The sequence below is a fragment of the Enterobacter mori genome, assembly GCF_025244905.1.
Classification (GTDB): domain Bacteria; phylum Pseudomonadota; class Gammaproteobacteria; order Enterobacterales; family Enterobacteriaceae; genus Enterobacter; species Enterobacter mori_A.
In genome coordinates this window covers 2,733,859-2,758,985 of record NZ_CP104285.1, presented here as the reverse complement: position 1 = coordinate 2,758,985, position 25,127 = coordinate 2,733,859, and the positions used below count along the sequence as shown (strand labels likewise).

Sequence of the window (25,127 nt, the reverse complement as noted above, 5' to 3'; positions counted from 1 at the left end):
CACCCGCGGAGCTTTTTTTATTACACTGCTGGAAGCGATTTTGCCCTTGAGCTCCGGACAGCAGGCGTTTCAGCGTTGTTAACAACTGCCAGCGACTTTGTAAACTCCCGAGCCCAGACAAATAAATTAGAGGAGCTTTTATGAATCCGACATTGTTACGCGTAACACAACGCATCATTGAACGCTCGAAAGAGACCCGTTCCGCCTACCTCGCCCGTATTGAACAAGCAAAGAGTGAGACCGTCCACCGTTCGCAGTTGGCCTGCGGTAACCTCGCGCACGGTTTCGCCGCCTGCCAGCCGGGTGATAAAGATTCGCTGAAAAGTATGCTGCGTAACAATATCGCCATCATCACCTCCTACAACGATATGCTCTCTGCGCACCAGCCTTATGAGGTTTATCCCGATATCATCCGTAATGCGCTGCACAGCGTAAATGCCGTGGGCCAGGTGGCAGGCGGTGTGCCCGCTATGTGCGACGGTGTGACGCAGGGACAGGACGGAATGGAACTGTCGTTGTTGAGCCGCGAAGTGATTGCGATGTCTGCGGCGGTGGGCCTGTCTCACAATATGTTCGATGGCGCGCTCTATCTGGGCGTATGCGACAAAATCGTCCCTGGTCTGGTGATGGCGGCGCTGTCCTTTGGTCATCTGCCCGCGATTTTCGTGCCGTCCGGCCCGATGGCGAGCGGTCTGCCAAATAAAGAAAAAGTGCGTATCCGCCAGCTGTATGCGGAAGGCAAAGCCGATCGTCAGGCGCTGCTGGAAGCGGAAGCCGCCTCCTACCATGCGCCTGGCACTTGTACCTTCTACGGTACGGCCAACACCAACCAGATGGTGGTGGAGTTTATGGGGATGCAGCTTCCTGGCTCGTCCTTTATCCAGCCGGATGCGCCGCTGCGTAAGGCGCTGACCGAAGCCGCGGCGCGTCAGGTGACGCGTCTGACCGGGAACGGCAACGACTGGATGCCGATGGGCAAAATGGTTGATGAGAAAGTCATCGTCAACGGGATTGTTGCGCTGCTGGCAACCGGTGGTTCAACCAACCACACCATGCACCTGGTCGCGATGGCGCGTGCGGCGGGCATCCTGATCAACTGGGATGACTTCTCCGACATCTCCTCCGTGGTGCCGCTGTTGGCGCGCCTGTACCCGAACGGTCCGGCAGACATCAACCACTTCCAGGCGGCGGGCGGCGTTCCTGTCCTGATGCGCGAGCTGCTGAAAGGCGGTCTGCTGCATGAAGACGTGAACACGGTGGCGGGCTTTGGCCTGCAGCGTTATACCCTCGAACCCTGGCTGAACAACGGCGAGCTGGACTGGCGCGAAGGGGCGAGCGACTCGCTTGATCCTCAGGTTATCGCGACCTTTGAACAGCCGTTCTCGCGTCACGGTGGCACCAAAGTGCTGAGCGGTAACCTCGGTCGTGCAGTCATGAAGACCTCCGCCGTCCCGGAAGAAAACCAGATTATCGAAGCGCCAGCGGTGGTGTTTGAAAGCCAGCACGACGTGCTGCCTGCTTTTGACGCGGGCCTGCTTGATAAAGACTGCGTGGTGGTGGTGCGTCATCAGGGGCCAAAAGCCAACGGGATGCCAGAATTACATAAACTTATGCCACCACTTGGTGTATTATTGGACCGCCGTTTCAAAATTGCACTGGTGACCGATGGACGCCTCTCTGGCGCATCGGGTAAAGTGCCTTCTGCCATCCACGTGACCCCGGAAGCCTATGACGGTGGTTTGCTGGCGAAAGTGCGTGACGGTGACATGATCCGCGTGAACGGTCAGACAGGTGAGTTAACCCTGCTGGTCGATGATGCAGAGCTGGCAGCACGTCAGCCTCATATTCCTGACCTGAGCGCATCGCGCGTGGGTACCGGACGCGAAATGTTTGGCGCGCTGCGCGAGAAGCTGTCCGGTGCAGAGCAGGGCGCAACCTGTATTACGTTTTAAGACGACGTGTTTTTAACGATCTGGCGAGAGAAGACTCTGATGAAAAACTGGAAAACAAGTGCTGAAGCAATCCTGACCACTGGCCCTGTCGTGCCGGTCATCGTGGTGAACAAACTGGAGCACGCTGTCCCAATGGCAAAAGCGCTGGTTGCGGGCGGCGTTCGCGTTCTGGAAGTGACCCTGCGCACCGCGTGTGCGATGGACGCTATCCGCGCTATCGCCAAAGAAGTGCCGGATGCCATCATCGGTGCGGGTACCGTTCTGAATGCGCAGCAGCTGGCTGAAGTGACCGAAGCCGGTGCTCAGTTCGCTATCAGCCCGGGACTGACTGAGCCTCTGCTGAAAGCGGCAACTGAAGGCTCTATTCCACTGATCCCTGGTATCAGCACCGTGTCTGAACTGATGCTGGGCATGGATTACGGTCTGAAAGAGTTTAAATTCTTCCCGGCTGAAGCCAACGGCGGCACCAAAGCGCTGCAGGCGATTGCGGGTCCATTCTCTCAGGTGCGTTTCTGCCCGACCGGCGGTATCTCTCCTGCCAACTACCGTGATTACCTGGCGCTGAAAAGCGTACTGTGTATCGGCGGTTCATGGCTGGTGCCAGCGGATGCGCTGGAAGCCGGTGACTGGGATCGCATCACCAAACTGGCTCGCGAAGCGGTTGAAGGTGCGAAACAGTAAGTTAATCGCAGCATGAAAAACGGGCCTTTCGGCCCGTTTTTTTATCCCTCTACCTTGACGTTTGCAGCGGCCGCTTTCGCGCTCGCCACGGCGTCGTCAACGTTATCCCCGGTGGCTAATGCCACGCCAAGACGGCGGGTTCCGTCGATCTCCGGCTTGCCGAACAAACGGATCTGCAGTCCAGCACCTACCGCTCCGTCGACGTTATCAAACGTCACGTTCTGGCTGGTCAACTCGGGCAGGATCACTGCCGATGCCGCAGGGCCGTACTGGCGAATGCCGCCAACAGGCAGGCCGAGGAAAGCGCGCACGTGCAGGGCGAACTCGGAGAGATCCTGCGAAATAAGCGTGACCATGCCGGTATCATGCGGGCGAGGGGAGACTTCGCTGAAAATCACCTCGTCGCCGCAAACAAACAGCTCTACGCCGAAGAGACCATAGCCGCCGAGCGCCAGTACGGTCCTGCGGGCGATCTCCTGCGCGCGTTCCAGCGCCAGAGCGCTCATCTGCTGCGGCTGCCAGGATTCACGGTAATCGCCGTCTTCCTGACGGTGGCCAATCGGGTCGCAGAAATGGACGCCATCGACGGCGCTTACGGTCAGCAGAGTGATTTCGAAATCAAACTTCACGACGCCTTCGACAATCACGCGACCGGCTCCGGCACGGCCACCCTGCTGGGCATAATCCCACGCGTAATCCAGCGTGCTGCTGTCGCGAATAAAGCTCTGTCCTTTACCGGAGGAGCTCATCACCGGCTTAATGATGCACGGGTAGCCAATCTCTTCTACGGCCTGCAGAAATGCGGCTTTATCGCCAGCAAAACGGTAGCTCGACGTGGGCAACCCCAGCTCTTCTGCGGCCAGGCGGCGAATGCCCTCGCGGTTCATGGTGAGCTTCGCGGCGTTGGCGCAGGGCACCACGCGCTGACCTTCCTGTTCAAGAGCAATGAGCGTGTCGGTGGCAATGGCTTCAATTTCCGGCACGACAAAATCGGGTTTCTCGCGCGAAATCAGCTCGCGAAGGGCATCGCCATCCAGCATGTTTATGACATAAGCACGATGGGCAACGTGCATCGCGGGGGCGTCGGCATAACGGTCTACGGCAATGACTTCAATGCCCAAACGCTGGCATTCAATAGCGACCTCTTTACCCAGTTCACCCGAACCCAAAAGCATCACACGCGTCGCCGCAGGTCGCAGCGCGGTTCCTAAACGAGTCATAAAAATCCCCCTGAAAAAGTTGCGGGCAGTATAAACGAAAACGTTTGCGTCTGTCTTGCGCGTAGGACCTTTCATCGCACAACAATTTGCGCTTCTTTAGTGCAGGCAGACATTTCCTGACACCCGCTCGCTTAGGCTGTGAGAAATGTGCACGGTTAAGTGAGGGGAATCATGTCAGGCTGGTTAAATCAATTACAATCCATGTTGGGTCAGAAAGGCGTGTCGTCTGGTGAGCAAGGGCTCAGCAAGCTCCTGGTGCCGGGTGCGCTGGGAGGACTGGCGGGGCTGCTGGTCGCCAATAAGTCATCGCGTAAGCTACTGGCAAAATATGGCACTGGTGCGCTCCTGGCGGGGGGCGGAGCCATCGCGGGAACCGTACTGTGGAACAAATACAAGGACAAAGTGCGTACCGCGCATCAGGATGAACCGCAATACGGCGAGCAGGTTACACCGCTGGATCTCCGAACAGAGCGGCTCATTCTGGCGCTGGTGTTTGCGGCCAAAAGCGACGGGCATATTGATAGCAAAGAGCGTGCGGCGATAGAGCAGCAGATGCGTGAGGCCGGTGTGGAAGAGCAGGGAAGAGCGCTGGTTGCACAGGCCATCGAACAGCCCCTCGATCCCCTGCGTCTGGCGCAAAGCGTGAAGAACGAAGAAGAGGCGCTGGAACTCTATTTTCTGAGCTGCGCGGCTATCGATGTCGATCACTTTATGGAGCGCAGCTACCTGAATGCGCTCGGCGATGCGCTGAAGATCCCTCAGGATGTTCGTGAGGGTATTGAGCAGGATATTCAGCAGCAAAAACAGACGTTACAGGCCGGGTAATCATCTGATGTAGTCATGTTTCGCTTGCATCATGCGCGTGTTTTGCCAACCTTATAGGGTGTAAAACTCAAAAGAATCATGACATGCCACCGAAAGCCCGACGTACTCCTTATGCGATCACCACGCATGGTGATACGCGCATAGACCACTATTACTGGCTGCGGGATGACTCGCGTTCCCAGCCAGACGTGCTCGACTATCTGCACCAGGAAAACGACTATGGCCGCAAGGTCATGTCCAGCCAGCAGGCGCTGCAGGACCAACTGCTGAACGAAATGGTGCAGCGCATTCCCCAGCGCGATGTGTCAGCCCCCTGGACTAAAAACGGTTATCGCTACCGTCATATCTATGAGCCCGGCAATGAATACCCCATCTATCAGCGCCAGTCGGTGCTATATGCCGAATGGGATGAATGGGAAATCCTGCTGGACGCCAATCAGCGTGCCGCTCACAGCGAATTTTATACGCTGGGCGGTATGTCGGTGTCGCCAGATAACGCCATTATGGCGCTCGCAGAAGACTACCTTTCTCGCCGACAGTACGGCCTGCGCTTTCGCAATCTCGAGTCGGGGAACTGGTATCCGGAAATGCTCGAGAATATCTCCCCGGATTTTGTCTGGGCGAATGATTCTGAAACGGTCTACTACGTCAAAAAGCATGTTTCCACGCTGCTGCCTTATCAGGTCTGGCGGCACACAGTAGGGACGGATTCTGCCGATGATGAACTGGTGTACGAAGAGAAAGACGAGACTTTTTACGTCAGTCTGCACAAAACCTCATCGCGTCACTATGTGATCATTTATCTGGCCAGCGCCACCACCTCGGAAGTCCTGCTGCTGGATGCCGAACTGCCTGATGCGCAGCCGCTCTGCTTCCTGCCGCGCCGCAAAGATCATGAGTACAGTCTTGATCATTTCCAGCACAGTTTTTACCTGCGGTCGAATCGCGAGGGTAAAAACTTCGGCCTCTATAAAACCAAAGTGCGCGATGAGCGTAAGTGGGAGGTGCTGATCCCCGCGCGGGAGCAGGTGATGCTGGAAGGCTTTACGCTGTTTACCGACTGGCTGGTGGTGGAAGAGCGTCAGCGGGGGTTGACCAGTATCCGCCAAATCAACAGGAAAACGCGGGAAGTCGTGGGCATTGCCTTCGACGATCCGGCCTATGTCACGTGGATTGGCTTCAACCCTGAACCGGAATCGTCGCGCCTGCGTTATGGCTACTCTTCTATGACGACGCCGGACACCCTGTTTGAACTGGATATGGACACCGGGCAGCGCCAGGTGATTAAACAGGCTGAGGTGAAAGGATTTGAGTCGGATAACTACCGCAGCGAACACCTGTGGGTGACCGCCCGCGATGGCGTTGAGGTGCCGGTCTCCCTGGTGTATCACAAGGCGCATTTTAACAAAGGTAAAAACCCTCTCCTGGTTTACGGCTACGGCTCCTACGGCTCCAGTATGGATGCGGATTTCAGCGGTAGCCGTTTGAGCCTTCTCGACCGCGGCTTTGTCTATGCTATTGCCCACGTGCGCGGTGGCGGTGAACTGGGCCAGCACTGGTATGAAGAGGGTAAATTCCTGAAGAAGAAAAACACCTTCAATGACTATCTCGACGTCTGCGATGCCCTCATCGAACAAGGCTATGGTGACCCGGCGCTCTGCTTTGGGATGGGGGGAAGCGCGGGCGGTATGCTGATGGGGGCCGTGATTAATCAGCGCCCCGAGCGCTTTAAAGGCATCATCGCGCAGGTACCGTTTGTCGATGTGGTGACCACCATGCTCGATGAGTCTATTCCGTTAACCACGGGTGAATTTGAAGAATGGGGTAATCCTCAGGACGAAATCTATTATCGCTACATGAAAGAGTACAGCCCCTACGATAACGTGGAGGCGAAAGCGTATCCGCATCTGCTGGTCACCACCGGCCTGCATGATTCACAGGTGCAATACTGGGAACCTGCAAAATGGGTGGCGAAACTGCGTGAACTGAAAACCGACGATAATCTGCTGCTGCTCTGTACCGACATGGACTCCGGGCACGGGGGTAAATCAGGGCGATTTAAATCCTATGAAGGCGTCGCGCTGGAGTACGCGTTCCTGATTGGCCTGGCGCAGGATACGCTGCCAGGCCGCGCAGAACGTTAGGCGTCGCCCAGATAGTGCTTCAGCGTCAGGCGAAGCTCCGGGCTCATTCTATCGAGGTTGTTATACAGCCAGCGCAGATAACCCGGATCTTTATCCGCCACTTCCGACACCGGTTTGCCGCGATATTTCCCAAAGGTAAACGTGGTCAGTAACGCAGGGCGTCCGGTGATGGTGGCCATATCATCCGGCGTCCAGCCAGAGATATTCATAATATCAATCAGCAACGCGGCGGTGATATAGCAGTCATAGAGGGCGCGGTGATGGTGCAGGCCCTCAGGCGTCCTGACGCTGAGCTTGCGGGATTTGTACAGCGCCATATTGCTGTATTTAATCCCCGGCCACAGCCGACGGGCCAGCTTCATGGTGCAAATCCATTCGCCCGGCATTTCCGGAAGAACACGGCGATCAAAGCTAGCGTTATGTGCGACATACCACGGGCTGCCGTAATAATTCGGTATGATCTCTTCAATCCATGGCTTGTCCGCTACCATCGACTCCGTAATGCGATGGATTGCCATCGCCTGCGGACTTATCGGACGGTCGGGACGCACCAGGTGGCTCATTGGGTTGACTATCTTTCCGTCAACCACATCGACTGAAGCCACTTCTACTATTCCGCCCTGCAGATCGCAGGTTTCGGTATCGATGACGCGCAGCATTGATCGCTCCTGACCCTAAAACGCTTAGCCTAAAGGAATGATATCGCCTTGCCAACCCTGTCTGCCAAGAGATCCGGTCAAGAGCAGCTCGCCTTTGTCGGCGCGAACGATCAACTGACCTTTTTCATCCCACAATGCACTGCCGCTGCGGGCGTTAGCCATTAATACCGCAATGGCATACTTATGCGCGAAACGCTGCAATTTACTGATGGACTGCCGCCAACGGTTATCGCCCACCGCCTGGCAACTGGTTAATAACGTGGCCTGCGGATCGAGGTTAGGGGTGTCTGACTGGGTATCGATAATAGTGAGCTGTTTATCCCCCGGGATCAGGCTCGCACCGCGTCCCTGAGGATAACGGAGGACAGTATCAAGGTGGGGCGTGAAGAGGGCGAGTCCTTTATGACGCTGGCCCTGATGAACGAGCGTCAGCCCTGCAATAACCGTTATATTGTATGACTGCGCGGCGTGAAGGAGCGGGGAAAGTTGCAGATCGTCGGGCGGCGCGGGTAGGTCAGCCTCGCCGGGGCCTGTTAATGAGAGTTCAGGAAACACCAGCAGTTGACACTGCTGTCGCGCCGCTTCGTCAATGAAACGGAGGTGGTGTTTTACATGGCTATCGACACTGGGGTGCTGTGCGGCATATTGGGCTGCTGCAATATTCCATCGAGACATCGTGACTTCCTTATACACTGAGTCGCCAGGATTTAAGAATACACCTAATTTTATAAGGGTTTTCTTATCCTGCCATAATCCGCGTAAGGAAGTGTAATGAGTCGTTAAGCTTATTTAACTTTAGGTTCGTACGGCAGCCGCGAGAGATTAACCGAGGCCAGTCGATGCGCAATCAGGCGTTCACGAAACCAGTCGCGCAGGTGCGCGGGTTGTTCACGCTCGACAACTTCAGCCACGATGGGCATGTTATAGCGTTCTTTAAATGCTACGCCAGCGGCGGCGAGATCGACATTTACTTTGTCCATCTCGTCCTGAGGAAGGGCAGCCAGATTAATGTTCATTACCTTCTCCTTTTTATGCGGCGGCAACGTTACCGCGATTGGATGACGATGACAAGCGAAGGGAGGATGATCCTCGACTCGTTTATTATACAGCGTTATTCTTTACCTTACAGGCATAACAATAAGGAATGATTGTGATGGATTTCTCCTCTTCCCGCGCGGTGCGTGCGCTCACTCTATTGATCGCTTCGGCAGTGACGCCCGCCGTTCTGGCACACGCGCATCTCAAACAGCAATCCCCGGCGGCGAATACTCAGGTAGCGGCCCCGCAGACCCTGACGCTGAACTTCTCCGAAGGTATTGAACCGGCATTTAGCGGCGTTGTGGTGACCGATGCACAACGGCAGGTGATGAAAACCGGTACCGTGAAGCGGGATGAAAAAGACAACGCCCGGCTTGTTGTGCCACTGGAACAACCGCTGCCGGCAGGCACCTATCAGGTGGACTGGCATGTGGTCTCGGTTGACGGCCACAAAACCAAAGGCAGCTATCACTTTAGCGTGAAGTAATATGCTGGCGCTGGTCTATGTGACGTTACGCTTCATCCATTTCGGCGCGTTGATGCTGATTTTTGGCAATGCGCTCTACAGCGTCTGGTTTGCGCCGTCGTCACTTCAACGCCTGATGTTGCGACGCTTTCAGACGCAGCAGAAAATGGCCGCCTTAATCAGCCTTGTGACTGCACTCTTGATGTTTGCGGTGCAGAGCGGAATGATGGGCAACGGCTGGCCTGATGTGCTGAGTGCGGATGTCTGGCGGAGCGTCCTGGGGACGCAGTTTGGCGGCGTCTGGCTGTGGCAAATCATTCTGGCCATCATCACCGCCGGTGCCGCGTGGTTGGCACCCCAAAAAGGTTCGCGGCTGCTGCTGCTTGCGATGGGGCAGTTTGTCCTGCTGGCGGGCGTCGGGCATGCGGCAATGGATGACGGTGCGCCGGGAGCACTGCACCGCCTTAATCATGCGATCCATCTCCTCTGCGCGGCAACCTGGCTTGGCGGATTGCTGCCGCTGCTGTTTTGTATGCGTCTCTCGAACGGACGCTGGAAGACGGCGGCAGTCTATACCATGATGCGTTTTTCCCGCGTGGGGCACTATGCCGTGGCTGGCGTGATATTCACGGGTATCATTAACGCGCTGCTTATTTCTGGTATCAATGTGCCCTGGCAGACGGGCTACGTAAAAATGTTGTTGTTCAAATGTGCGCTGGTGACGTTGATGGTGGTAATTGCGCTGACGAATCGGTATTTTCTGGTGCCACGCTTTCGTCCGGACACAGGGTGGGAGCAAACCCTTTTTATCAGGATGACACAGGCAGAAGTGGTGCTTGGCGCGTTGGTACTGGCCACGGTCAGTCTGTTTGCGACCTGGGAACCCTTTTGACAAGGTTTAAAGACATATGAAAAAGACACTACTTTCTCTTTTACTGTTGGCCTGCACCGGCAGTGCGCTGGCAGCGCCGCAGGTGATTACCGTCAGCCGTTTTGAGGTGGGTAAGGAAAAATGGGCCTTCAATCGCGAAGAGGTGATGCTGACCTGTCGTCCTGGCCACGCCCTGTACGCGATCAACCCAAGCACGCTGGTGCAATACCCGTTGAACGATACCGCAGAGCAGCAGGTTGCCAGCGGTAAGAGTAACGGACAACCGATTAGCATCATCCAGATTGACGATCCCGCAAAACCGGGACAAAAGATGAGCCTGGCACCGTTTATCGAGCGCGCGGATAAACTCTGTTAACGCCAGTGTTTCCAATAAAAAACCGCAGATGCTCGCGAAAGCACTGCGGTTTTTTACATTTAATGATGCTCTGACGCTTTTTTTCAGGCCACTTTAGCTGTGGACTGGAAAACCTGGCGTCGTCATCTATTCTTAAAAGGCAAGGCGACTTAGCCTGCATTAATGCCAACTTTTAGCGCACGGCTCTCTCCCAAGAGCCATTTCCCTGGACCGAATACAGGAATCGTATTCGGTCTCTTTTTATCTGCATGAAAGTAAACGATAAAATCCGATTATCAACTTCTGCAGCAAGCACGTTTCCTGTGCAACAGCCTCAAACATACCACAAGACGGCAGGCCAAAGTCCAGCCCTTTTTGACGGTTTTGTTAAATTTTTGTACTGAGTTAGCGAAAGACATCGGCGAGCTAAAAGCGTGAACGCACCGATACCGCAAGAGTATCCAGCAGCTCGAAGCGGCGGCGATATTCTGCCCGCTTTTTACTGGCAATCTCTTCCAGAGACTTACGCTCCACCTGAAGTGGCAACTGCCAGCAGAAAGGCGAGAGTTTTCTGCCGTTGAGGGATTCCCAGAACTCGTCGTAGCTGGCATGGAAATGGCGGCCTTTGCTCATACGGTAGCGCAATGCGCGGAATACGTGTCCTTCATCGCTGGCGGCAAAGATGGCGTTGATATTCGAATGCGCTGCCAGCTGAAAAACCACTTCCATTAGCACGCGCTTTGGGAAAAGGCCGTGGCAGGCGCGGGTGGCCTGCTTAATCACTTCACGCGATACGTCGCGGCGCGGTCCCTGGAGCCCGCCAATCACCAATACTGGCCGACCATGACTGCGCGCGACGCAAAACGTCAGACTGGCCAGCAAGGTGTTATCGCTATCATGCAGCCACAATGTGCTTTCGCCTTCACGTTCGGCTTTACCGGCGGAGGAGGCATTGACGGTATAGGTGACGTCATTTTTTGCCTGAAATTGCACAACGCACTGTCCATGTGGGCTCGTCAGGGCGTGGGCGAGTTCTCGATTTTTCAGACTATCGATCCAGTGATAGTGACTGACAATGGCGTCGGCGCGATCGCCGGCACGCAGGCCACGCATCAGATACTGGCGGTGGGTTTTGCCAGGTAACGTGATTTGAGAAACCAGCAACCTGTCAAAATCATCGCGTCCGGAGAGCGCATCCAGCATGCGATGGGTGGAAGACCAGAATAACAATGAGCGTAACAGGAACTTCAGCCGGTAGCCGCGCTTTTGCCAGATTGGGCCCGGAACGCGTTTTCCTTTCACCAACTCGGAGATGATATTTGTGCGATAGGGATATAACACATCGTTTTGCAGGTGTATGTTTGACACGTGAAGACCTCTCATTTTATTTCGCTCTATTTTAGAGGGGCGTTAATAAGGGATTAATAGCTCGACGATCTTTATTTCCGGTTGGTTGACGGTTTGTTTGGATTAGTTATAACGAAAATCGACTCAGGACATTTTCTGCTGCCGCTATACTCTTTAAAGGAGGCGTTATGTATCAGAAAATTGAGGGTAAGCACTGGCGCCACGTCTGGGTTGTCAGCGATATTCATGGCTGCTATCAATGCCTTATGGATGAACTGAAACGTCGGCATTTTAATCCGTACGAGGATCTGCTGATTTCCGTCGGGGATATCATCGATCGCGGTCCCGATAGCGTGAAATGTTTACAGCTTATGGACGAAAAATGGTTTCGTGCAGTACGAGGGAATCACGAACAAATGGCATTGGATGCGATTGAAAATAATGATTTTGCCCTCTGGATGATAAATGGCGGCATATGGTTTTCAGAGTGTGAAGACAAGACACACGCACTGACATTACTCGATGCGTGTCGGAACTTACCGCACATTATTGAAATAACCTGCGCAAACGGCCTAAATATTATTGCTCATGCGGATTATCCGGCAACGGAGTATACCTGGAATAAGCCGGTGAATGCGCAGCGTGTGCTGTGGGATCGTGACCGTTTAATGGGGTTTATGGTGGGTAAAGGGCAGGGGATCCAGGGGGCGGATCATTTCTGGTTCGGGCATACGCCACTGGATAAACGCTATGACTTTAACAATCTGCACTATATCGACACCGGTGCGGTGTTCGATGGCTTCCTTACGCTGGTTCAACTGCAGTAATAAATAACCCGCCTTCGGGCGGGTTCACTTTAGGTCAGGCAAGACGCAAGACCCAGGCATCGGTGTTACGGTCGTAATGCTCGCGGTAAAGGACTGAATGTTCTCCATCAAGGATCGCCGGGACGCTGGTGTCGGCATCCCAGGCGTCCAGTTGCATGCACAAATCCGGGTCGGATTTGCAGGGAATACTTAACGTTCGATCGCCTTGTGCTTCGCCGCGCAATTCTGCGTCGTCGATTTCAAAAGCGCCAATACGCACGCTGGTTTTCGTCATAATGCTCTCCGGGTTCGTTGCAAAAATCTGGTATGACCAGTACGGACATCCATTTTTTAGCCTAGACAAGGAAAGCAAAATCGCCAGTAAAAAAATGCGCTTTTTTAGTCGGTGCGAGTGTTACCCGTAAACAAGCGACCATCACGAACCAGCTCGCGCGGATAATTATTTTTCAGCCGTGACCCGATCTTTTTCGCCAGCCCCAGCGGGAACCCCTGATATGTGACAATGACCTCATCCTGCGACGGGGTGCTTTCAGGGTAAACATCACGGCCGCGATACCACTCTTCGGCTTCCTGATGCGTCAGCTCAAAGGTGTTGGCGCGACCCGCCAGCGCAATAACCGCCTCGTGCTGCCAGCGGTACCCTTTGTTGTGTACTTCCGCCAGGCGGATACCGATACGGGAAAAGCGGACTTTGCCGATAAGCGGCTCAATGTGTGCCGGGAACAGCCATATCTCTTTATCACGTATCCACAGGTGCAAACTCTCGTCCCAGACCAGCCCAATCTTTTCGGCGGCGGCTTCAAGCTGTGCGGCATCGCGACCTTTAAGCGGCGCAAACGGGAAATTGCCGACTTTGAATTTTGGTATTGGCAGGGGAGCCACTGCCTGAGTTTTACTCAGACGTGCGACAAAGAACCCTTCGCAGTCGTAAATTTGCGGGAACACGTGGAGAAAACCGTCGGGCGTGGCCGCCTCATGTGCCGTGGTAAATAAGTCATTAAGGGGCAAGAATTCGACCGCATCCGGGTATTGCGCTTTCAACCACAGACAAACCTCTTCATTCTCATCGCGGTTCAAGGTGCACGTTGAGTAGACCAGCGTGCCGCCAGGACGCAACGCGTGAAAAGCACTCTCAATCAGCTCGCGCTGTGTGGCAGCGATATCCAGATTGCTTTCCACCGACCAGTTTTTGAGTGCATCAGGATCTTTGCGCACCACGCCCTCGCCGGAGCAGGGAGCATCCAGCAGAATGGCATCGAATGCCTCCGGCAAGGCGGCACCGAATACGCGACCGTCAAAATGGGTCAGGGCCACGTTATGGATACCGCAGCGGCTGATATTGGCGTGGAGCACCTTCACGCGGCTGGCGGAAAACTCGTTGGCGAGGATCGCCCCGCGGTTGCCCATGCGTGCGGCAATCTGTGTGGTTTTTGAGCCGGGTGCGGCGGCGACATCCATCACGCGTTCGGGCGCGTTACCCTCAGCGAACAGGGCGGCAACCGGCAGCATCGAACTCGCTTCCTGAATATAAAACAGTCCGCTCAGGTGTTCAGCGGTGCTGCCCAGTGGTAAAGCGTCCTCGTCGTCGCGTTCGATCCAGAAACCCTCTTCACACCATGGCACCGGCGTAAGTTGCCAGCCATACGGCGACACCAGCGTCAGAAAATCGGCCACGCTGATTTTGAGCGTATTGATGCGGATGCTCCGACGCAACGGGCGCTGGCACGCGGCGATAAAATCATCGAACGAAAGATGAGAAGGAAGCGCCTCGCGCATCTGCGCCAGGAATTGTTCAGGAAGAAATACGGAGTTTTGAGCCACGGGCACACCACAGGGAAACAGTCAGGCGCGCAGTGTAACATAAAGGCTCCGGCGCGTTGACACCGGAGCCTTTCAGATTAACGCGGCAGGGCGGTTCCCCATTCGCGCCACTCTTTGGGTTCACTTTCAAGCAGCAGGAAGTGTTTACCCGGCTGGGCTTTTGGTGCCAGCGGTGTACCCGGTGGCGTTGCAAAGGCGATACCGCCGCGTATGAACTGGTTAAAGGTACCGGTTTTCACCACGCCGCCCGTCAGGCCGAAGTCCAGTGAATACCCGGAGGCCAGCCAGAATACGGAGTTGTTGCGCACCAGATGCTGGTAACGATCGCTAATGCGCAGCGCGACCATTACGCGGTCCGAAAGGGTACCCAGCGTCAAACCCGTCACCGTACCGACTTCAATACCGCGGAACAGCACCGGTGTTCCGATGGACAGTCCACCTGCTTCCGGGACTTCGACCACAATGCTCAGGCCATCAAGGTAGCGTGAATCGGTAATCGTCGCTTCCTGCAGTTCAAAGTCACGACGGGCTTTGCCTCGACCGGCTTCCACGTTGATATAGGGCTGCAAAATCGTGTCGAGATGCTCTACGCCTGCGGCAGAAATCTGCGGCGTGACCACGGAGAATCGCGACCCCGCACGGGCGAAGGTCTGCACGTACTCCGGATAGAGCACGGCGGTGGCCTGCACTTCATTACGCGATGTAATCAGCGTCAGCTTCTGGATCTGCCCGATATCAATGCCGAGATAGCGAATTGGCATTCCCTCAGCGAGTTTCCCCGCATCGAAGGCATGGAGGGTGATCTGTCCGCCTACGGCACGCGCCGCGGTCTCAGACGGGAAGAGGATACGCTTATCCCCCTTGCGCATATCGCCACCCGCACCGGGCAGATTATCGAAGCTAATCGCGCCGCGCAGTGCGCGGGAGAGAGGCGAGGCCTGCACGGTTAACCCACTGCCGTTAAGCTGGACCTTCGCGCCGCCTTCCGCCCAGAACACGCTATTTGCTGTGAGCAGCTTGCGGTATTCCGGCTTGATATGCAGTTCGATATCAAAGGCGTCAGCGCGTGGACGTACGGTGATCACCTCCCCGACCTCAAACTTGCGATATAACACAACCGAACCGGCCTGCACGTCTGGCAGCGTCTCGGCGCTCAGCGTCAGCGTGGTGGTCGGCAGATCGCTCAGGCTGTTTTCAATCGCCTTGTCGAGATTGGCATACAGGGGATAACTCTCCCGTACGGGGCCTTTATTGCCCGGCAGAATGCGGATCCCGCCGTTGACCCATTCGCTGGCGCTGGCGCCGAGAAACTCAACGCCGTCCAGCCCGACCTTCACATCGACGCGGCTGTTCACCACGAACTTGCTGTCACCATGTACCAAATCGCTGTACTGCGGATCGATAGCGGCCGAGAAGGTGACGCCTTTTTCCGACAGGGTGCGCTCCAGGACCTGGCCCACCTGCACACCATGTAAAATCAGCGGCTGACCAGCTTCAATGCCGTAACTTTCCGGGGCGTTAAGCGTGACGGTCACCACGCCGGGTTTTTGCAGCAGCGCTTTGTCCGCCGGGGCAATAACAAAACTGTTGCTGGGCTGGCCCTCTCCGGGGATAAGTTCAAACGTACTGCCCGTGAGCAGGCTGCTGATGCTGGCATCGCGCAGCGACAGCTTCGGACTGCGCATTTCAATGCGGGTTTTCTCACGCAGGAGATCGACCACGCTTGGATCAACGGTCATTTCACCGGTTACCGAACCGCCGGGGTTTAACGTCATTTTAGTCAGCTGTCCGACCTCAAGCCCTTGATACATCAGCGGTGTAGAACCGGCTTTCAGTCCTTTGGCGTCGGGGAGGGCAAGTTTCACGATCACACCGCGCTGACTGTGGGCCAGATCGGCATACAGTCCAAAGGTGTCATCGGCTTTGGCAGGACTGGACCCTTCCGGGGAATCGAAGGCGATAGCGCCGTTCACCAGCGCCGCCAGGCTTTCCAGCTTCACTTTTGCACCGCTCAGGCTAACGTCCGCGTCCACGCCGGACACATTCCAGAAGCGGCTGCCTTTTTTCACCAGGTTAGTGAAGCGGCGATCGATCAGCACGTCAATGGTCACACCCTGTTTGTTCGGGTTGATGGCGTAATCGTAAACGCGACCTACCGGAATTTTTCGGAAGTAAACCAGCGAACCGCTGCTCAGTGAACCCAGGTCAGGTGCCTGCAGGTGGATCATGAGATCGCCGTTATTGAGTCGATACTTCGGCTGCGTATCGAGCGCCACAAAGTGATCCTGCGGCTCGCCTTTACCCGGCATCATGCCGATATAGTTACCGCCAACCAGGGCATCCAGCCCCGACACACCGGCGAGAGAGGCTTTTGGCGTTACCAGCCAGAACTGCGTTTCGCTGCGCAGGGCATCCTGCATGTCAGATTTGATACTGACTCGCACCTGAATTTTGTTCAGCCCTTTTCCCAGCGTGATGTCCTGGACCGTACCGACTTCCACCCCCTGGAAGCGAACAGGGGTGCGCCCGGCGACGATACCGTCGGCGGTCTGGAAGTCAATGGTGACAGTACTTCCGCGATCTTCATAACTCGTCCAGATAAGCCAGCCCGCGATCATCAGGGCGATGACGGGCAGCAACCAGAATGGCGAAATGCGGCGTTTTGTTTTAATTCTCGCTTCAGTCGGCGAAGCGGGCGTTTCCTGACTCATGTGCATCCCAAAGTAAGCGGCTATCCAGCCATTCCACAGCAAGAATAGTCAATATCACCGCAGAGCCGAAATAAAAAGCTGCGGGTCCCATCGTAAAAGCAAGCAGCTGATCGCGATTGATGAGCGACATCATCAACGAAATCACGAACAGATCCAACATCGACCAGCGACCAATCCATGTAACAAACCGCAGAAGCAGGATGCGTGTGCGCAGACCCTGTTCGCATTTAAAATGGATGCTGATAAGTAGCGTAAACATCACCACCACTTTGGTGAACGGCACCAGGATACTGGCGATAAACACAATTGCCGCCACGCCCACGTTGCTGTGGGCGAGGGAGATAATCCCTGAAAGGATGGTGTCTTCCTGGCGCGCGCCATTCACGTAAATGATTGAAATCGGCAGCATGTTAGCCGGGAGCAGGAATACCATGGAAGCAATCAGCGCTGCCCAGCATTTTTGCAGGCTGTTGTTACGCCTCAGCCTTAGCGGAATATGGCATCGCGGGCAGCGGCCCCGAGTGTCCGGCAAGCCGGTATAGTGACAACCCAGACAGACGCGCAGGTTTTCATCCGGACGCGAGGCAGGGCGCTGGGGATAAAAACGCTCCCAAAGCTGCTCTACGTTGAGATGGATCAGCGTCAGAATACTGAGCAATACCAGGCAGATGAAGGCAAACAGCCCAACGCCGGGCTGCAAAAATGCGTAGTCCTGCACTTTGATTGACGCCACACCGACCCCGACCAGGTAGATGTCCAGCATGACCCACTCTTTAAGTTTATCGAGCATCAGCAACACGGGGCGCAGATTCATCCCAAGAATGTTACCAAGCCACAGATAGGCAATGGCGGCGACCAACACCAGCGGCGCACCGACGGTACAGAACAGCACCATTGCGGCGGTCAGGGGATCGCCCTGGCGCGTCATCTGCCAGATCCCTTGCAGCACGTTGGCATCAATACGCACGCCGAGCAGATAAAGCTTCAGCAGCGGCTCGCTCCAGGCAAAGGGCATAAGCAACAGCATCGTCACGGCCATGGCTGCCAGACGGGTCAATGACCAGTCCCGCCCGTCGCGGATTTTGGCGTCACAGCAGGGACAAAAGGCACTTTGGTGCGATTTCATCTTCGGCAACATAAAAAGCGTATCGCACTGCGGGCAACGCTGATAATGTGCACGAGGCAGGGCTTCACTAACCGTATGGATAGTGATCTTCTTCGTCGGCGTAATTTTGGTTGTTTTTAAGGCCATCAGCTGCGCACAAAAGTGTATTGTTGAAAGTTATATTAACTCATGAATTGATTCATCTTGAGCATGAGCGCATTTAATGCTTATTTTAATAGGCTATGCGGTAATTTTGTAAGACAACTAAGTGATTGAAGAATGAGCAAAACAGAATTCTACGCGGATCTCAACCGCGATTTTAAGGCATTGATGGCAGGTGAAACCAGCTTCTTAGCCACTCTGGCAAATACGAGTGCATTATTGTTTGAACGGTTGACCGAGGTTAACTGGGCCGGCTTTTACCTTCTGGAAGGTGAAACACTGGTGCTGGGGCCTTTCCAGGGAAAACTGGCCTGTGTGCGTATTCCTGTCGGACGCGGCGTATGCGGTACCGCGGTGGCCACAAACCAGGTCCAGCGCGTGGAGGATGTTCACGCCTTCGACGGGCATATTGCTTGTGATGCGGCAAGTAATTCTGAAATCGTACTGCCGCTGGTAGTAAAAAATCAGATTATTGGCGTTCTGGACATCGACAGTACGGCCTTCAGTCGCTTTACCTCCGAAGACGAGCAGGGCCTGCGCGAGCTGGCGGCGAATCTCGAAAACGTTCTGGCAGCAACCGATTATCAAAAATTCTTTGCGAGCGTCGCAGGATAATCAACGGATAACGTAGCAATTACTGATAGCGTCATTATAATGTCGCCTGTTCATGCCTGCGCGAGTTGGCAACGTCCGTTGTAATCAGGAAATTTCATGGAAAATCAACCTAAGTTGAATAGCAGTAAAGAAGTTATCGCATTTCTGGCCGAGCGTTTTCCTCAGTGCTTTAGCGCTGAAGGTGAGGCTCGTCCTCTGAAAGTCGGTATCTTTCAGGATCTGGTCGCGCGTGTTGAAGGTGAGATGAATCTCAGCAAAACGCAGCTTCGTTCTGCCTTACGTCTTTATACGTCTAGCTGGCGTTACCTGTACGGTATCAAACCGGGCGCAACCCGTGTTGATCTCGACGGTAACCCTTGCGGCGAACTGGACGAGCAGCACGTTGAACATGCGCGCAAGCAGCTGGAAGAAGCCAAAGCACGCGTTCAGGCACAGCGTGCCGAACAGCAAGCGAAAAAACGCGAAGCCGCTGCGGCAAATGGTCAGGATGATGCGCCTCGTCGCGAGCGTAAACCGCGTCCAGCACCGCGCCGCAATGAGAATAACGATCGCAAACCGCGTGCTGACAAGCCAGCAGCTAAAGCCCCACGCGCACCTCGTGAAGAGCCGCGCCATACCCCAGTTTCTGACATTAACGCACTGAGCGTCGGTCAGGCTCTGAAGGTCAAAGCGGGTAACAATGCGATGGACGCCACCGTACTGGAAATCACCAAAGACGGCGTTCGTGTACAGCTGACTTCTGGTATGTCAATGATAGTACGCGCAGAACACTTGTTGTTCTGAAACGGAGGCCAAGCCTGGCATGAACACTTTTTTTAAGCTCACCGCGCTGGCGGGCCTGTTTGCTATAACAGGTCACGCCTTCGCTGTGGACGATATTACGCGTGTTGATCAAATTCCGGTATTGAAGGAAGAGACGCAGCACGCGACGGTGAGTGAGCGCGTGACGTCGCGCTTTACTCGTTCGCACTATCGTCAGTTCGATCTCGATCAGGCCTTTTCGGCCAAAATCTTCGACCGTTATCTGAACTTGCTGGATTACAGCCATAACGTATTGCTGGCCAGCGACGTCGAACAGTTCGCTAAACGTAAATCCGACGTGGGTGACGAACTGCGCTCCGGTAAGCTGGATCTGTTCTACGATCTGTATAATTTATCGCAAAAGCGTCGTTTTGAACGTTATCAATACGCGCTGAAAGTGCTGGAACGTCCAATGGACTTTACCGGCAACGACACTTTCAATCTGGATCGCAGCAAAGCGCCATGGCCGAAAGACGAAGCCGAGCTGAATGCGCTGTGGGACGCAAAAGTTAAATATGACGAACTGAGCCTCAAGCTCACCGGCAAAGACGAGAAAGAAATTCGTGAGACCTTAAACCGTCGCTACAAATTTGCCATCCGTCGCCTGGCGCAGACCAACAGCGAAGATGTGTTCTCCCTGGCAATGACGGCGTTCGCCCACGAAATCGATCCGCATACCAACTACCTCTCCCCACGTAATACTGAGCAGTTTAATACCGAAATGAGCCTGTCTCTGGAAGGTATTGGCGCAGTGTTGCAGATGGACGATGACTATACCCTGATCAACTCCATGGTGGCAGGTGGCCCTGCTTCCAAAAGCAAAGCAATTAGCGTAGGCGACCGCATTGTCGGTGTTGGTCAAACCGGACAGAACATGGTCGATGTGATCGGCTGGCGTCTGGACGATGTGGTTGCGCTGATTAAAGGGCCGAAAGGTAGCAAAGTTCGCCTGGAAATTCTGCCTGCAGGGAAAGGGACGAAAACCCGTATTGTTACTCTGACGCGCGAACGCATTCGTCTTGAAGACCGTGCCGTTAAAATGTCGGTGAAAACTGTCGGTAAAGAGAAAGTCGGTGTTCTGGATATCCCTGGCTTCTACGTTGGTCTGACCGACGACGTGAAAGTGCAGTTGCAGAAGTTGGAAAAACAGAACGTCAGCAGCGTGATCATCGATCTGCGCAGCAACGGCGGTGGGGCGCTGACCGAAGCGGTTTCCCTGTCGGGTCTGTTTATTCCGTCTGGCCCGGTTGTTCAGGTTCGTGATAACAACGGTAAAGTGCGTGAAGATGCCGATACCGATGGTGTGGTCTATTACAAAGGTCCGCTGGTGGTGTTAGTCGATCGCTTCAGTGCGTCTGCTTCTGAGATCTTTGCCGCGGCAATGCAGGACTATGGCCGTGCGCTTATCGTCGGCGAGCCGACCTTTGGTAAAGGCACCGTTCAGCAATACCGCTCTCTGAACCGTATTTACGATCAGATGCTGCGCCCGGAATGGCCTGCACTGGGCTCTGTTCAGTACACCATTCAAAAGTTTTATCGCGTGAATGGCGGCAGTACGCAACGTAAAGGCGTGACGCCGGATATCATGATGCCAACGGGCACCGAAGAGACCGAAACGGGCGAGAAGTTTGAAGATAACGCGCTGCCGTGGGATAGCATCAATGCTGCGACGTTCGTGAAATCTGGCGACATGACTCAATTTGGTCCTGCGTTGCTGAAAGACCATAACGAACGCATCGTGAAAGATCCTGAATTCCAGTACATCCTGAAGGACATTGCGCGTTTCAATGCCCTGAAGGCGAAACGGAACATTGTTTCTCTCAATTACGCTCAGCGTGAAAAAGAGAACAATGAGGATGACGCAACGCGTCTGGCGCGTATCAACGATCGCTTCAAACGTGAAGGTAAGCCTCTGCTCAAAAAACTGGACGATCTGCCAAAAGATTACCAGGAGCCGGATCCGTATCTGGACGAGACGGTGCATATCGCCCTCGACCTGGCGAATCTGGAGAAAGAGAAACCTGCGGTGCAACCGGCACCTGCAAAATAATCCCTCAACAGGCACAAGACATTGTGCCTGTTTTTTTAGTTCTGCTTCCTCTCGTCAAGCTGATCTTCAATTGTGTAAAGTTGTGTCTTTCTGGTGACTTACACCCCTCGAATCCTTGAAAATAGCCACAATACCCATACGATGTGGGTAATCGCATAGTGCGTTTTGTTAAACAGAGGTTAAAAGAAAATTATGATGCGAATCGCGCTCTTCCTGCTCACCAACCTGGCGGTTATGGTGGTATTCGGGCTGGTGCTAAGCCTGACAGGAATTCAGTCGAGCAGCGTTCAGGGTCTGTTGATTATGGCGCTGCTGTTTGGTTTTGGTGGCTCATTCATCTCACTGCTGATGTCGAAGTGGATGGCGCTGAAATCAGTCGGTGGTGAAGTTATCGAGCAGCCGCGTAATGATATGGAACAGTGGCTGATGAGCACGGTGGCTCAGCAGTCAAAGCAGGCAGGCATCGCGATGCCTCAGGTTGCTATTTACCATGCACCGGACATTAACGCCTTCGCAACGGGGGCACGTCGAGATGCGTCTCTGGTTGCCGTCAGCACCGGTCTGCTGCAGAACATGAGCCGTGACGAAGCCGAAGCGGTTATCGCTCACGAAATCAGCCATATCGCGAACGGTGATATGGTAACCATGACCCTGATTCAGGGCGTGGTGAACACCTTCGTGATCTTCATCTCTCGTATCCTGGCGCAAATCGCGGCAGGCTTTATGGGGGGCAACCGCGACGAAGGTGAAGAGAGCAACGGCAACCCGCTGATCTATTTCGCTGTTTCGATGGTACTTGAGCTGGTGTTCGGTATTCTGGCAAGCATCATTACCATGTGGTTCTCACGTCACCGTGAATTCCACGCGGATGCGGGCTCTGCAAAACTGGTAGGGCGTGAGAAAATGATTGCTGCGCTGCAGCGTCTGAAGACCAGCTACGAGCCGCAGGAAGCGAGCAGCATGATGGCCTTCTGCATTAACGGTAAATCGAAATCACTCAGTGAGCTCTTTATGTCTCACCCGCCGCTCGATAAACGTATCGAAGCGCTGCGCAGTGGCGAATACCTGAAGTAACGCGAAGAGACCGAAAAAAGCCGGGCTGGAGAGTACTCCGCCCGGCTTTTTTTATGCCTTCACGCCGGGCTGGGCGATCCGAAGTCCGCTAATTATGCCCGCGAGGGTAGCAAGGAACCCTGCGGTCAGGAGCGCAACGTGGTTACCATTCTGCCCGGCAAGGTTAAACATCAGCGCAACCAGTGCAGCACCGGTACTTTGGCCCAGCAGGCGCGCCGTGCCGAGCATGCCGCTGGCTCCCCCGCTGCGATGGGGCGGTGCGGAAGTGATAATGGTGTGATTGTTTGGCGACTGGAACAGACCAAAACCCGCACCGCACAGGATCATGCGCCAGATAATATCCAGATCCGTAGGCGATGAGGGAAGCAGAGCCAGGGCAAACAAGCCGGTTGCCATCACTGCCAGCCCGATTGCACCCAGCAGTCCGGCATGCACGCGTTCGATCAAATACCCGGCCAGCGGGGCCATCACCATCGTCGCCAGCGGCCATGGCGTTAACAGCAGCCCGGTTTCAACCTCAGAACGACCGACCACACTCTGCAGGAAGAAGGGCAGGGAAACCAGCGCCAGCATCTGGGCACAGAACGAACAGATCGAGGTGCAAATAGAGAGTGAAAAAAGGGGAATACGCAGCAGGTCTACCGGCAACAATGGTACCGGCAGTGCAAGCTGGCGACGCACAAAGAAAAAGCCTACAACCAGCAGAGCGGCAAGTTCTGCGCCGGTAAGCGCTAACGACTGACCCTGAGCAAACCCGCTCAGAGCAGTGATCAGCAGGCCAAAGGTTAGGGCATTCATTACCGCACTGGGCAGATCAAAGCGGGGCATGGTGCTTTTCGGGCCATTACCAGGGAGATAGCGCAGGGCAAAAACGATCGCGACGATGCCAAGCGGCACGTTGATGGCGAAAAGCCATTGCCAGGAGGCGACAGAAAGAATGGCCGCCGCAATAGTCGGTCCGGCGGCAGAAGAGACCGCGACAATAAAGGAGTTGATTCCCATACCGCGCCCTAAATGGCGCTGAGGGTAGATTAAGCGGATCAGCGCGGTGTTGACGCTCATTAGCGCCGCGCCGCCAAAACCCTGGGCAATACGGGCTATCGTCAGGGTGTGCAGCGAATCTGAAAGGGCGCAGAAGAGTGAGGTCAGGGTAAAAACCATCAGCCCGCACTGATAAACCCGGCGATAGCCGAACATGTCGCCCAGAAAAGAGAATGAGAGCAGCGAAACCACAATAGCTATCTGGTAAGCGTTGACGATCCAGATTGAACTGGCGGGGGAGGCCTGCAGATCGCTGGCAATTGTTGGCAGGGCAACGTTAGCAATGGCACCGTCGAGAACGGCCATGGAAATGCCGATGATAATCGTCGCAATAGCGCCGTAACGCTGGGGCAAAGGCAGACCATCGGAAAGGATTTTTTGCATTATGGGTGAATAGCTCGGTAGGAAATTATTCTCAGGGTAACTATTTTAGCACTGTTAATTCCGTTTTATGTCGCAGATTTGTAACGAAGTAAACGAGGATTGATTGCAGCTAGCATGAGGGGAATTTATAATAAAAACCGGTTCTGATTTTTATAAAACACTCTCCATGAGGTGATAAATGGCAATTGCAGATTTGGATAAGCAGCCAGATTCTGTTTCTTCCGTGCTGAAGGTGTTTGGCATCTTACAGGCGCTCGGAGAAGAGCGTGAAATTGGTATTACAGAGTTGTCGCAGCGTGTGATGATGTCGAAAAGCACCGTTTATCGCTTTTTGCAAACCATGAAGTCACTGGGCTATGTTGCGCAGGAAGGCGAATCTGAAAAATACTCGCTGACGCTGAAGCTGTTCGAACTGGGTGCCCGTGCCCTGCAAAACGTTGATCTGATCCGCAGTGCGGATATTCAAATGCGCGAACTTTCTCGTCTGACAAAAGAAACTGTCCACCTTGGCGCACTGGATGAGGACAGCATTGTTTACATCCATAAAATTGATTCTATGTATAACCTGCGCATGTATTCGCGCATTGGTCGCCGTAACCCGCTCTACAGTACCGCCATTGGTAAAGTACTGCTGGCATGGCGCGACCGTGAAGAGGTGGAACAGATCCTCTCTGGCGTAGAATACAAACGCAGCACGGAGCGCACCATCACCACCACTGATGAGCTATTAGCGGTGCTGGATAAAGTGCGTGAGCAGGGATACGGGGAAGATAACGAAGAACAGGAAGAAGGGCTGCGTTGCATTGGCGTACCTGTGTTCGACCGCTTCGGTGTTGTTATTGCCGGCCTGAGTATCTCATTCCCGACGCTGCGCTTCTCCGAAGAACGACTGCATGAGTACGTGGCTATTCTTCATACCGCCGCGCGTAAAATCTCTGAGCAGATGGGCTATAACGATTATCCGTTTTAACCCTGGCA

Annotated in this window: 23 protein-coding genes; 13 read left to right on the top strand and 10 right to left on the bottom strand. The window is 54.6% G+C overall.

All coding sequences use genetic code 11. From position 1 onward, the window contains the following. Positions 1-140 precede the first annotated feature (140 nt). Positions 141-1,952 (top strand): phosphogluconate dehydratase, encoded by a 1,812-nt coding sequence (edd, locus tag N2K86_RS13010; protein WP_260658872.1) that lies wholly within the window; start codon positions 141-143, stop codon positions 1,950-1,952. Between the two features lie 39 nt (positions 1,953-1,991). Next, positions 1,992-2,633 (top strand): bifunctional 4-hydroxy-2-oxoglutarate aldolase/2-dehydro-3-deoxy-phosphogluconate aldolase, encoded by a 642-nt coding sequence (gene kdgA, locus N2K86_RS13005; protein WP_006811025.1) that lies wholly within the window; start codon positions 1,992-1,994, stop codon positions 2,631-2,633. Positions 2,634-2,674: 41 nt separating this feature from the next. Here kdgA and purT read toward each other — a convergent pair whose 3' ends face one another. Next, entirely contained in the window at positions 2,675-3,853 is a 1,179-nt protein-coding gene (purT, locus tag N2K86_RS13000; RefSeq protein WP_260658871.1) for a formate-dependent phosphoribosylglycinamide formyltransferase, read from the bottom strand. Between the two features lie 171 nt (positions 3,854-4,024). Here purT and N2K86_RS12995 point away from each other — a divergent pair, with 171 nt between their 5' ends. Both N2K86_RS12995 and ptrB read left to right on the top strand, forming a co-directional pair. After that, positions 4,025-4,678: a tellurite resistance TerB family protein gene (locus N2K86_RS12995; RefSeq protein WP_260658870.1), complete on the top strand. Its 654-nt coding sequence runs from the start codon at positions 4,025-4,027 to the stop codon at positions 4,676-4,678. Positions 4,679-4,761: 83 nt separating this feature from the next. Then, a complete protein-coding gene (gene ptrB, locus N2K86_RS12990) occupies positions 4,762-6,822 on the top strand; it encodes an oligopeptidase B (protein WP_260658869.1) in 2,061 nt (686 codons plus the stop codon). On the opposite strand, the gene exoX is transcribed toward ptrB, so the two are convergent. The 3 genes from exoX to N2K86_RS12975 all read right to left on the bottom strand — a co-directional run bounded on the left by exoX (position 6,819) and on the right by N2K86_RS12975 (position 8,497). Next, positions 6,819-7,481, bottom strand: a complete 663-nt coding sequence (exoX, locus tag N2K86_RS12985; RefSeq protein WP_260658868.1) for an exodeoxyribonuclease X — start codon at positions 7,479-7,481, stop codon at positions 6,819-6,821. The genes ptrB and exoX overlap by 4 nt on opposite strands. Before the next feature lie 24 nt (positions 7,482-7,505). Continuing rightward, positions 7,506-8,156, bottom strand: a complete 651-nt coding sequence (locus tag N2K86_RS12980; RefSeq protein ID WP_260658867.1) for a carbon-nitrogen hydrolase family protein — start codon at positions 8,154-8,156, stop codon at positions 7,506-7,508. A gap of 110 nt (positions 8,157-8,266) precedes the next feature. Then, complete coding sequence (locus tag N2K86_RS12975) at positions 8,267-8,497, bottom strand: DNA polymerase III subunit theta (RefSeq protein ID WP_010432616.1); 231 nt, start codon at positions 8,495-8,497, stop codon at positions 8,267-8,269. A gap of 137 nt (positions 8,498-8,634) precedes the next feature. Here N2K86_RS12975 and yobA point away from each other — a divergent pair, with 137 nt between their 5' ends. From yobA to N2K86_RS12960, 3 genes are read left to right on the top strand one after another with little or no spacing between them, the layout of a single operon-like run. After that, positions 8,635-9,006: a CopC domain-containing protein YobA gene (yobA, locus tag N2K86_RS12970; RefSeq protein WP_260661675.1), complete on the top strand. Its 372-nt coding sequence runs from the start codon at positions 8,635-8,637 to the stop codon at positions 9,004-9,006. Position 9,007: 1 nt separating this feature from the next. Next, positions 9,008-9,877, top strand: a complete 870-nt coding sequence (gene copD, locus N2K86_RS12965) for a copper homeostasis membrane protein CopD (RefSeq protein WP_260658866.1) — start codon at positions 9,008-9,010, stop codon at positions 9,875-9,877. 16 nt (positions 9,878-9,893) lie between these two features. After that, positions 9,894-10,232 carry a YebY family protein gene (locus tag N2K86_RS12960; RefSeq protein WP_010432621.1) on the top strand — a complete coding sequence of 113 codons (339 nt, stop codon included), beginning with the start codon at positions 9,894-9,896 and terminating at the stop codon, positions 10,230-10,232. 405 nt (positions 10,233-10,637) lie between these two features. Here N2K86_RS12960 and N2K86_RS12955 read toward each other — a convergent pair whose 3' ends face one another. After that, a complete protein-coding gene (locus N2K86_RS12955) occupies positions 10,638-11,579 on the bottom strand; it encodes a VirK/YbjX family protein (RefSeq protein WP_260658865.1) in 942 nt (313 codons plus the stop codon). A gap of 167 nt (positions 11,580-11,746) precedes the next feature. Here N2K86_RS12955 and pphA point away from each other — a divergent pair, with 167 nt between their 5' ends. After that, the gene (gene pphA, locus N2K86_RS12950) at positions 11,747-12,385 is read left to right on the top strand and encodes a protein-serine/threonine phosphatase (protein ID WP_260658864.1); all 639 of its coding nucleotides are present in this window, start codon (positions 11,747-11,749) and stop codon (positions 12,383-12,385) included. 34 nt (positions 12,386-12,419) lie between these two features. Here pphA and N2K86_RS12945 read toward each other — a convergent pair whose 3' ends face one another. The 4 genes from N2K86_RS12945 to yebS all read right to left on the bottom strand — a co-directional run bounded on the left by N2K86_RS12945 (position 12,420) and on the right by yebS (position 18,169). After that, complete coding sequence (locus N2K86_RS12945) at positions 12,420-12,659, bottom strand: YebV family protein (protein ID WP_042717979.1); 240 nt, start codon at positions 12,657-12,659, stop codon at positions 12,420-12,422. A gap of 104 nt (positions 12,660-12,763) precedes the next feature. After that, positions 12,764-14,206, bottom strand: a complete 1,443-nt coding sequence (gene rsmF / locus N2K86_RS12940) for a 16S rRNA (cytosine(1407)-C(5))-methyltransferase RsmF (RefSeq protein ID WP_260658863.1) — start codon at positions 14,204-14,206, stop codon at positions 12,764-12,766. 77 nt (positions 14,207-14,283) lie between these two features. Beyond that, positions 14,284-16,917: a PqiB family protein gene (locus N2K86_RS12935; RefSeq protein ID WP_260658862.1), complete on the bottom strand. Its 2,634-nt coding sequence runs from the start codon at positions 16,915-16,917 to the stop codon at positions 14,284-14,286. Further along, positions 16,886-18,169, bottom strand: a complete 1,284-nt coding sequence (yebS, locus tag N2K86_RS12930) for a membrane integrity lipid transport subunit YebS (RefSeq protein WP_260658861.1) — start codon at positions 18,167-18,169, stop codon at positions 16,886-16,888. The genes N2K86_RS12935 and yebS overlap by 32 nt, the downstream gene beginning before the upstream one ends. A gap of 132 nt (positions 18,170-18,301) precedes the next feature. Between yebS and N2K86_RS12925 the strand changes: the two genes are divergently transcribed. The 4 genes from N2K86_RS12925 (at position 18,302) to htpX (ending at position 22,724) form a co-directional block, all read left to right on the top strand. Further along, positions 18,302-18,799: a GAF domain-containing protein gene (locus N2K86_RS12925; protein ID WP_010432639.1), complete on the top strand. Its 498-nt coding sequence runs from the start codon at positions 18,302-18,304 to the stop codon at positions 18,797-18,799. Between the two features lie 96 nt (positions 18,800-18,895). Next, positions 18,896-19,582 (top strand): RNA chaperone ProQ, encoded by a 687-nt coding sequence (proQ, locus tag N2K86_RS12920; protein WP_260658860.1) that lies wholly within the window; start codon positions 18,896-18,898, stop codon positions 19,580-19,582. Between the two features lie 19 nt (positions 19,583-19,601). Next, positions 19,602-21,650 carry a carboxy terminal-processing peptidase gene (prc, locus tag N2K86_RS12915; protein ID WP_260658859.1) on the top strand — a complete coding sequence of 683 codons (2,049 nt, stop codon included), beginning with the start codon at positions 19,602-19,604 and terminating at the stop codon, positions 21,648-21,650. A gap of 192 nt (positions 21,651-21,842) precedes the next feature. Beyond that, positions 21,843-22,724: a protease HtpX gene (htpX, locus tag N2K86_RS12910; RefSeq protein WP_260658858.1), complete on the top strand. Its 882-nt coding sequence runs from the start codon at positions 21,843-21,845 to the stop codon at positions 22,722-22,724. Between the two features lie 51 nt (positions 22,725-22,775). Here the strand turns inward: htpX and N2K86_RS12905 are convergent, their stop codons facing one another. Then, the gene (locus tag N2K86_RS12905) at positions 22,776-24,149 is read right to left on the bottom strand and encodes an MFS transporter (protein ID WP_260658857.1); all 1,374 of its coding nucleotides are present in this window, start codon (positions 24,147-24,149) and stop codon (positions 22,776-22,778) included. Between the two features lie 178 nt (positions 24,150-24,327). On the opposite strand from N2K86_RS12905, the gene kdgR reads away from it, so the two are divergent. Further along, positions 24,328-25,119 carry a DNA-binding transcriptional regulator KdgR gene (gene kdgR, locus N2K86_RS12900; protein WP_010432655.1) on the top strand — a complete coding sequence of 264 codons (792 nt, stop codon included), beginning with the start codon at positions 24,328-24,330 and terminating at the stop codon, positions 25,117-25,119. Positions 25,120-25,127 lie beyond the last annotated feature (8 nt).

Coding starts and splice junctions, on each gene's coding strand:
- edd (WP_260658872.1), top strand. CDS start 141: ATGAATCCGACATTGTTACGCGTAACACAACGCATCATTGAACGCTCG.
- kdgA (WP_006811025.1), top strand. CDS start 1,992: ATGAAAAACTGGAAAACAAGTGCTGAAGCAATCCTGACCACTGGCCCT.
- purT (WP_260658871.1), bottom strand. CDS start 3,853: ATGACTCGTTTAGGAACCGCGCTGCGACCTGCGGCGACGCGTGTGATG.
- N2K86_RS12995 (WP_260658870.1), top strand. CDS start 4,025: ATGTCAGGCTGGTTAAATCAATTACAATCCATGTTGGGTCAGAAAGGC.
- ptrB (WP_260658869.1), top strand. CDS start 4,762: ATGCCACCGAAAGCCCGACGTACTCCTTATGCGATCACCACGCATGGT.
- exoX (WP_260658868.1), bottom strand. CDS start 7,481: ATGCTGCGCGTCATCGATACCGAAACCTGCGATCTGCAGGGCGGAATA.
- N2K86_RS12980 (WP_260658867.1), bottom strand. CDS start 8,156: ATGTCTCGATGGAATATTGCAGCAGCCCAATATGCCGCACAGCACCCC.
- N2K86_RS12975 (WP_010432616.1), bottom strand. CDS start 8,497: ATGAACATTAATCTGGCTGCCCTTCCTCAGGACGAGATGGACAAAGTA.
- yobA (WP_260661675.1), top strand. CDS start 8,635: ATGGATTTCTCCTCTTCCCGCGCGGTGCGTGCGCTCACTCTATTGATC.
- copD (WP_260658866.1), top strand. CDS start 9,008: ATGCTGGCGCTGGTCTATGTGACGTTACGCTTCATCCATTTCGGCGCG.
- N2K86_RS12960 (WP_010432621.1), top strand. CDS start 9,894: ATGAAAAAGACACTACTTTCTCTTTTACTGTTGGCCTGCACCGGCAGT.
- pphA (WP_260658864.1), top strand. CDS start 11,747: ATGTATCAGAAAATTGAGGGTAAGCACTGGCGCCACGTCTGGGTTGTC.
- N2K86_RS12945 (WP_042717979.1), bottom strand. CDS start 12,659: ATGACGAAAACCAGCGTGCGTATTGGCGCTTTTGAAATCGACGACGCA.
- N2K86_RS12935 (WP_260658862.1), bottom strand. CDS start 16,917: ATGAGTCAGGAAACGCCCGCTTCGCCGACTGAAGCGAGAATTAAAACA.
- yebS (WP_260658861.1), bottom strand. CDS start 18,169: ATGGCCTTAAAAACAACCAAAATTACGCCGACGAAGAAGATCACTATC.
- N2K86_RS12925 (WP_010432639.1), top strand. CDS start 18,302: ATGAGCAAAACAGAATTCTACGCGGATCTCAACCGCGATTTTAAGGCA.
- proQ (WP_260658860.1), top strand. CDS start 18,896: ATGGAAAATCAACCTAAGTTGAATAGCAGTAAAGAAGTTATCGCATTT.
- prc (WP_260658859.1), top strand. CDS start 19,602: ATGAACACTTTTTTTAAGCTCACCGCGCTGGCGGGCCTGTTTGCTATA.
- htpX (WP_260658858.1), top strand. CDS start 21,843: ATGATGCGAATCGCGCTCTTCCTGCTCACCAACCTGGCGGTTATGGTG.
- N2K86_RS12905 (WP_260658857.1), bottom strand. CDS start 24,149: ATGCAAAAAATCCTTTCCGATGGTCTGCCTTTGCCCCAGCGTTACGGC.
- kdgR (WP_010432655.1), top strand. CDS start 24,328: ATGGCAATTGCAGATTTGGATAAGCAGCCAGATTCTGTTTCTTCCGTG.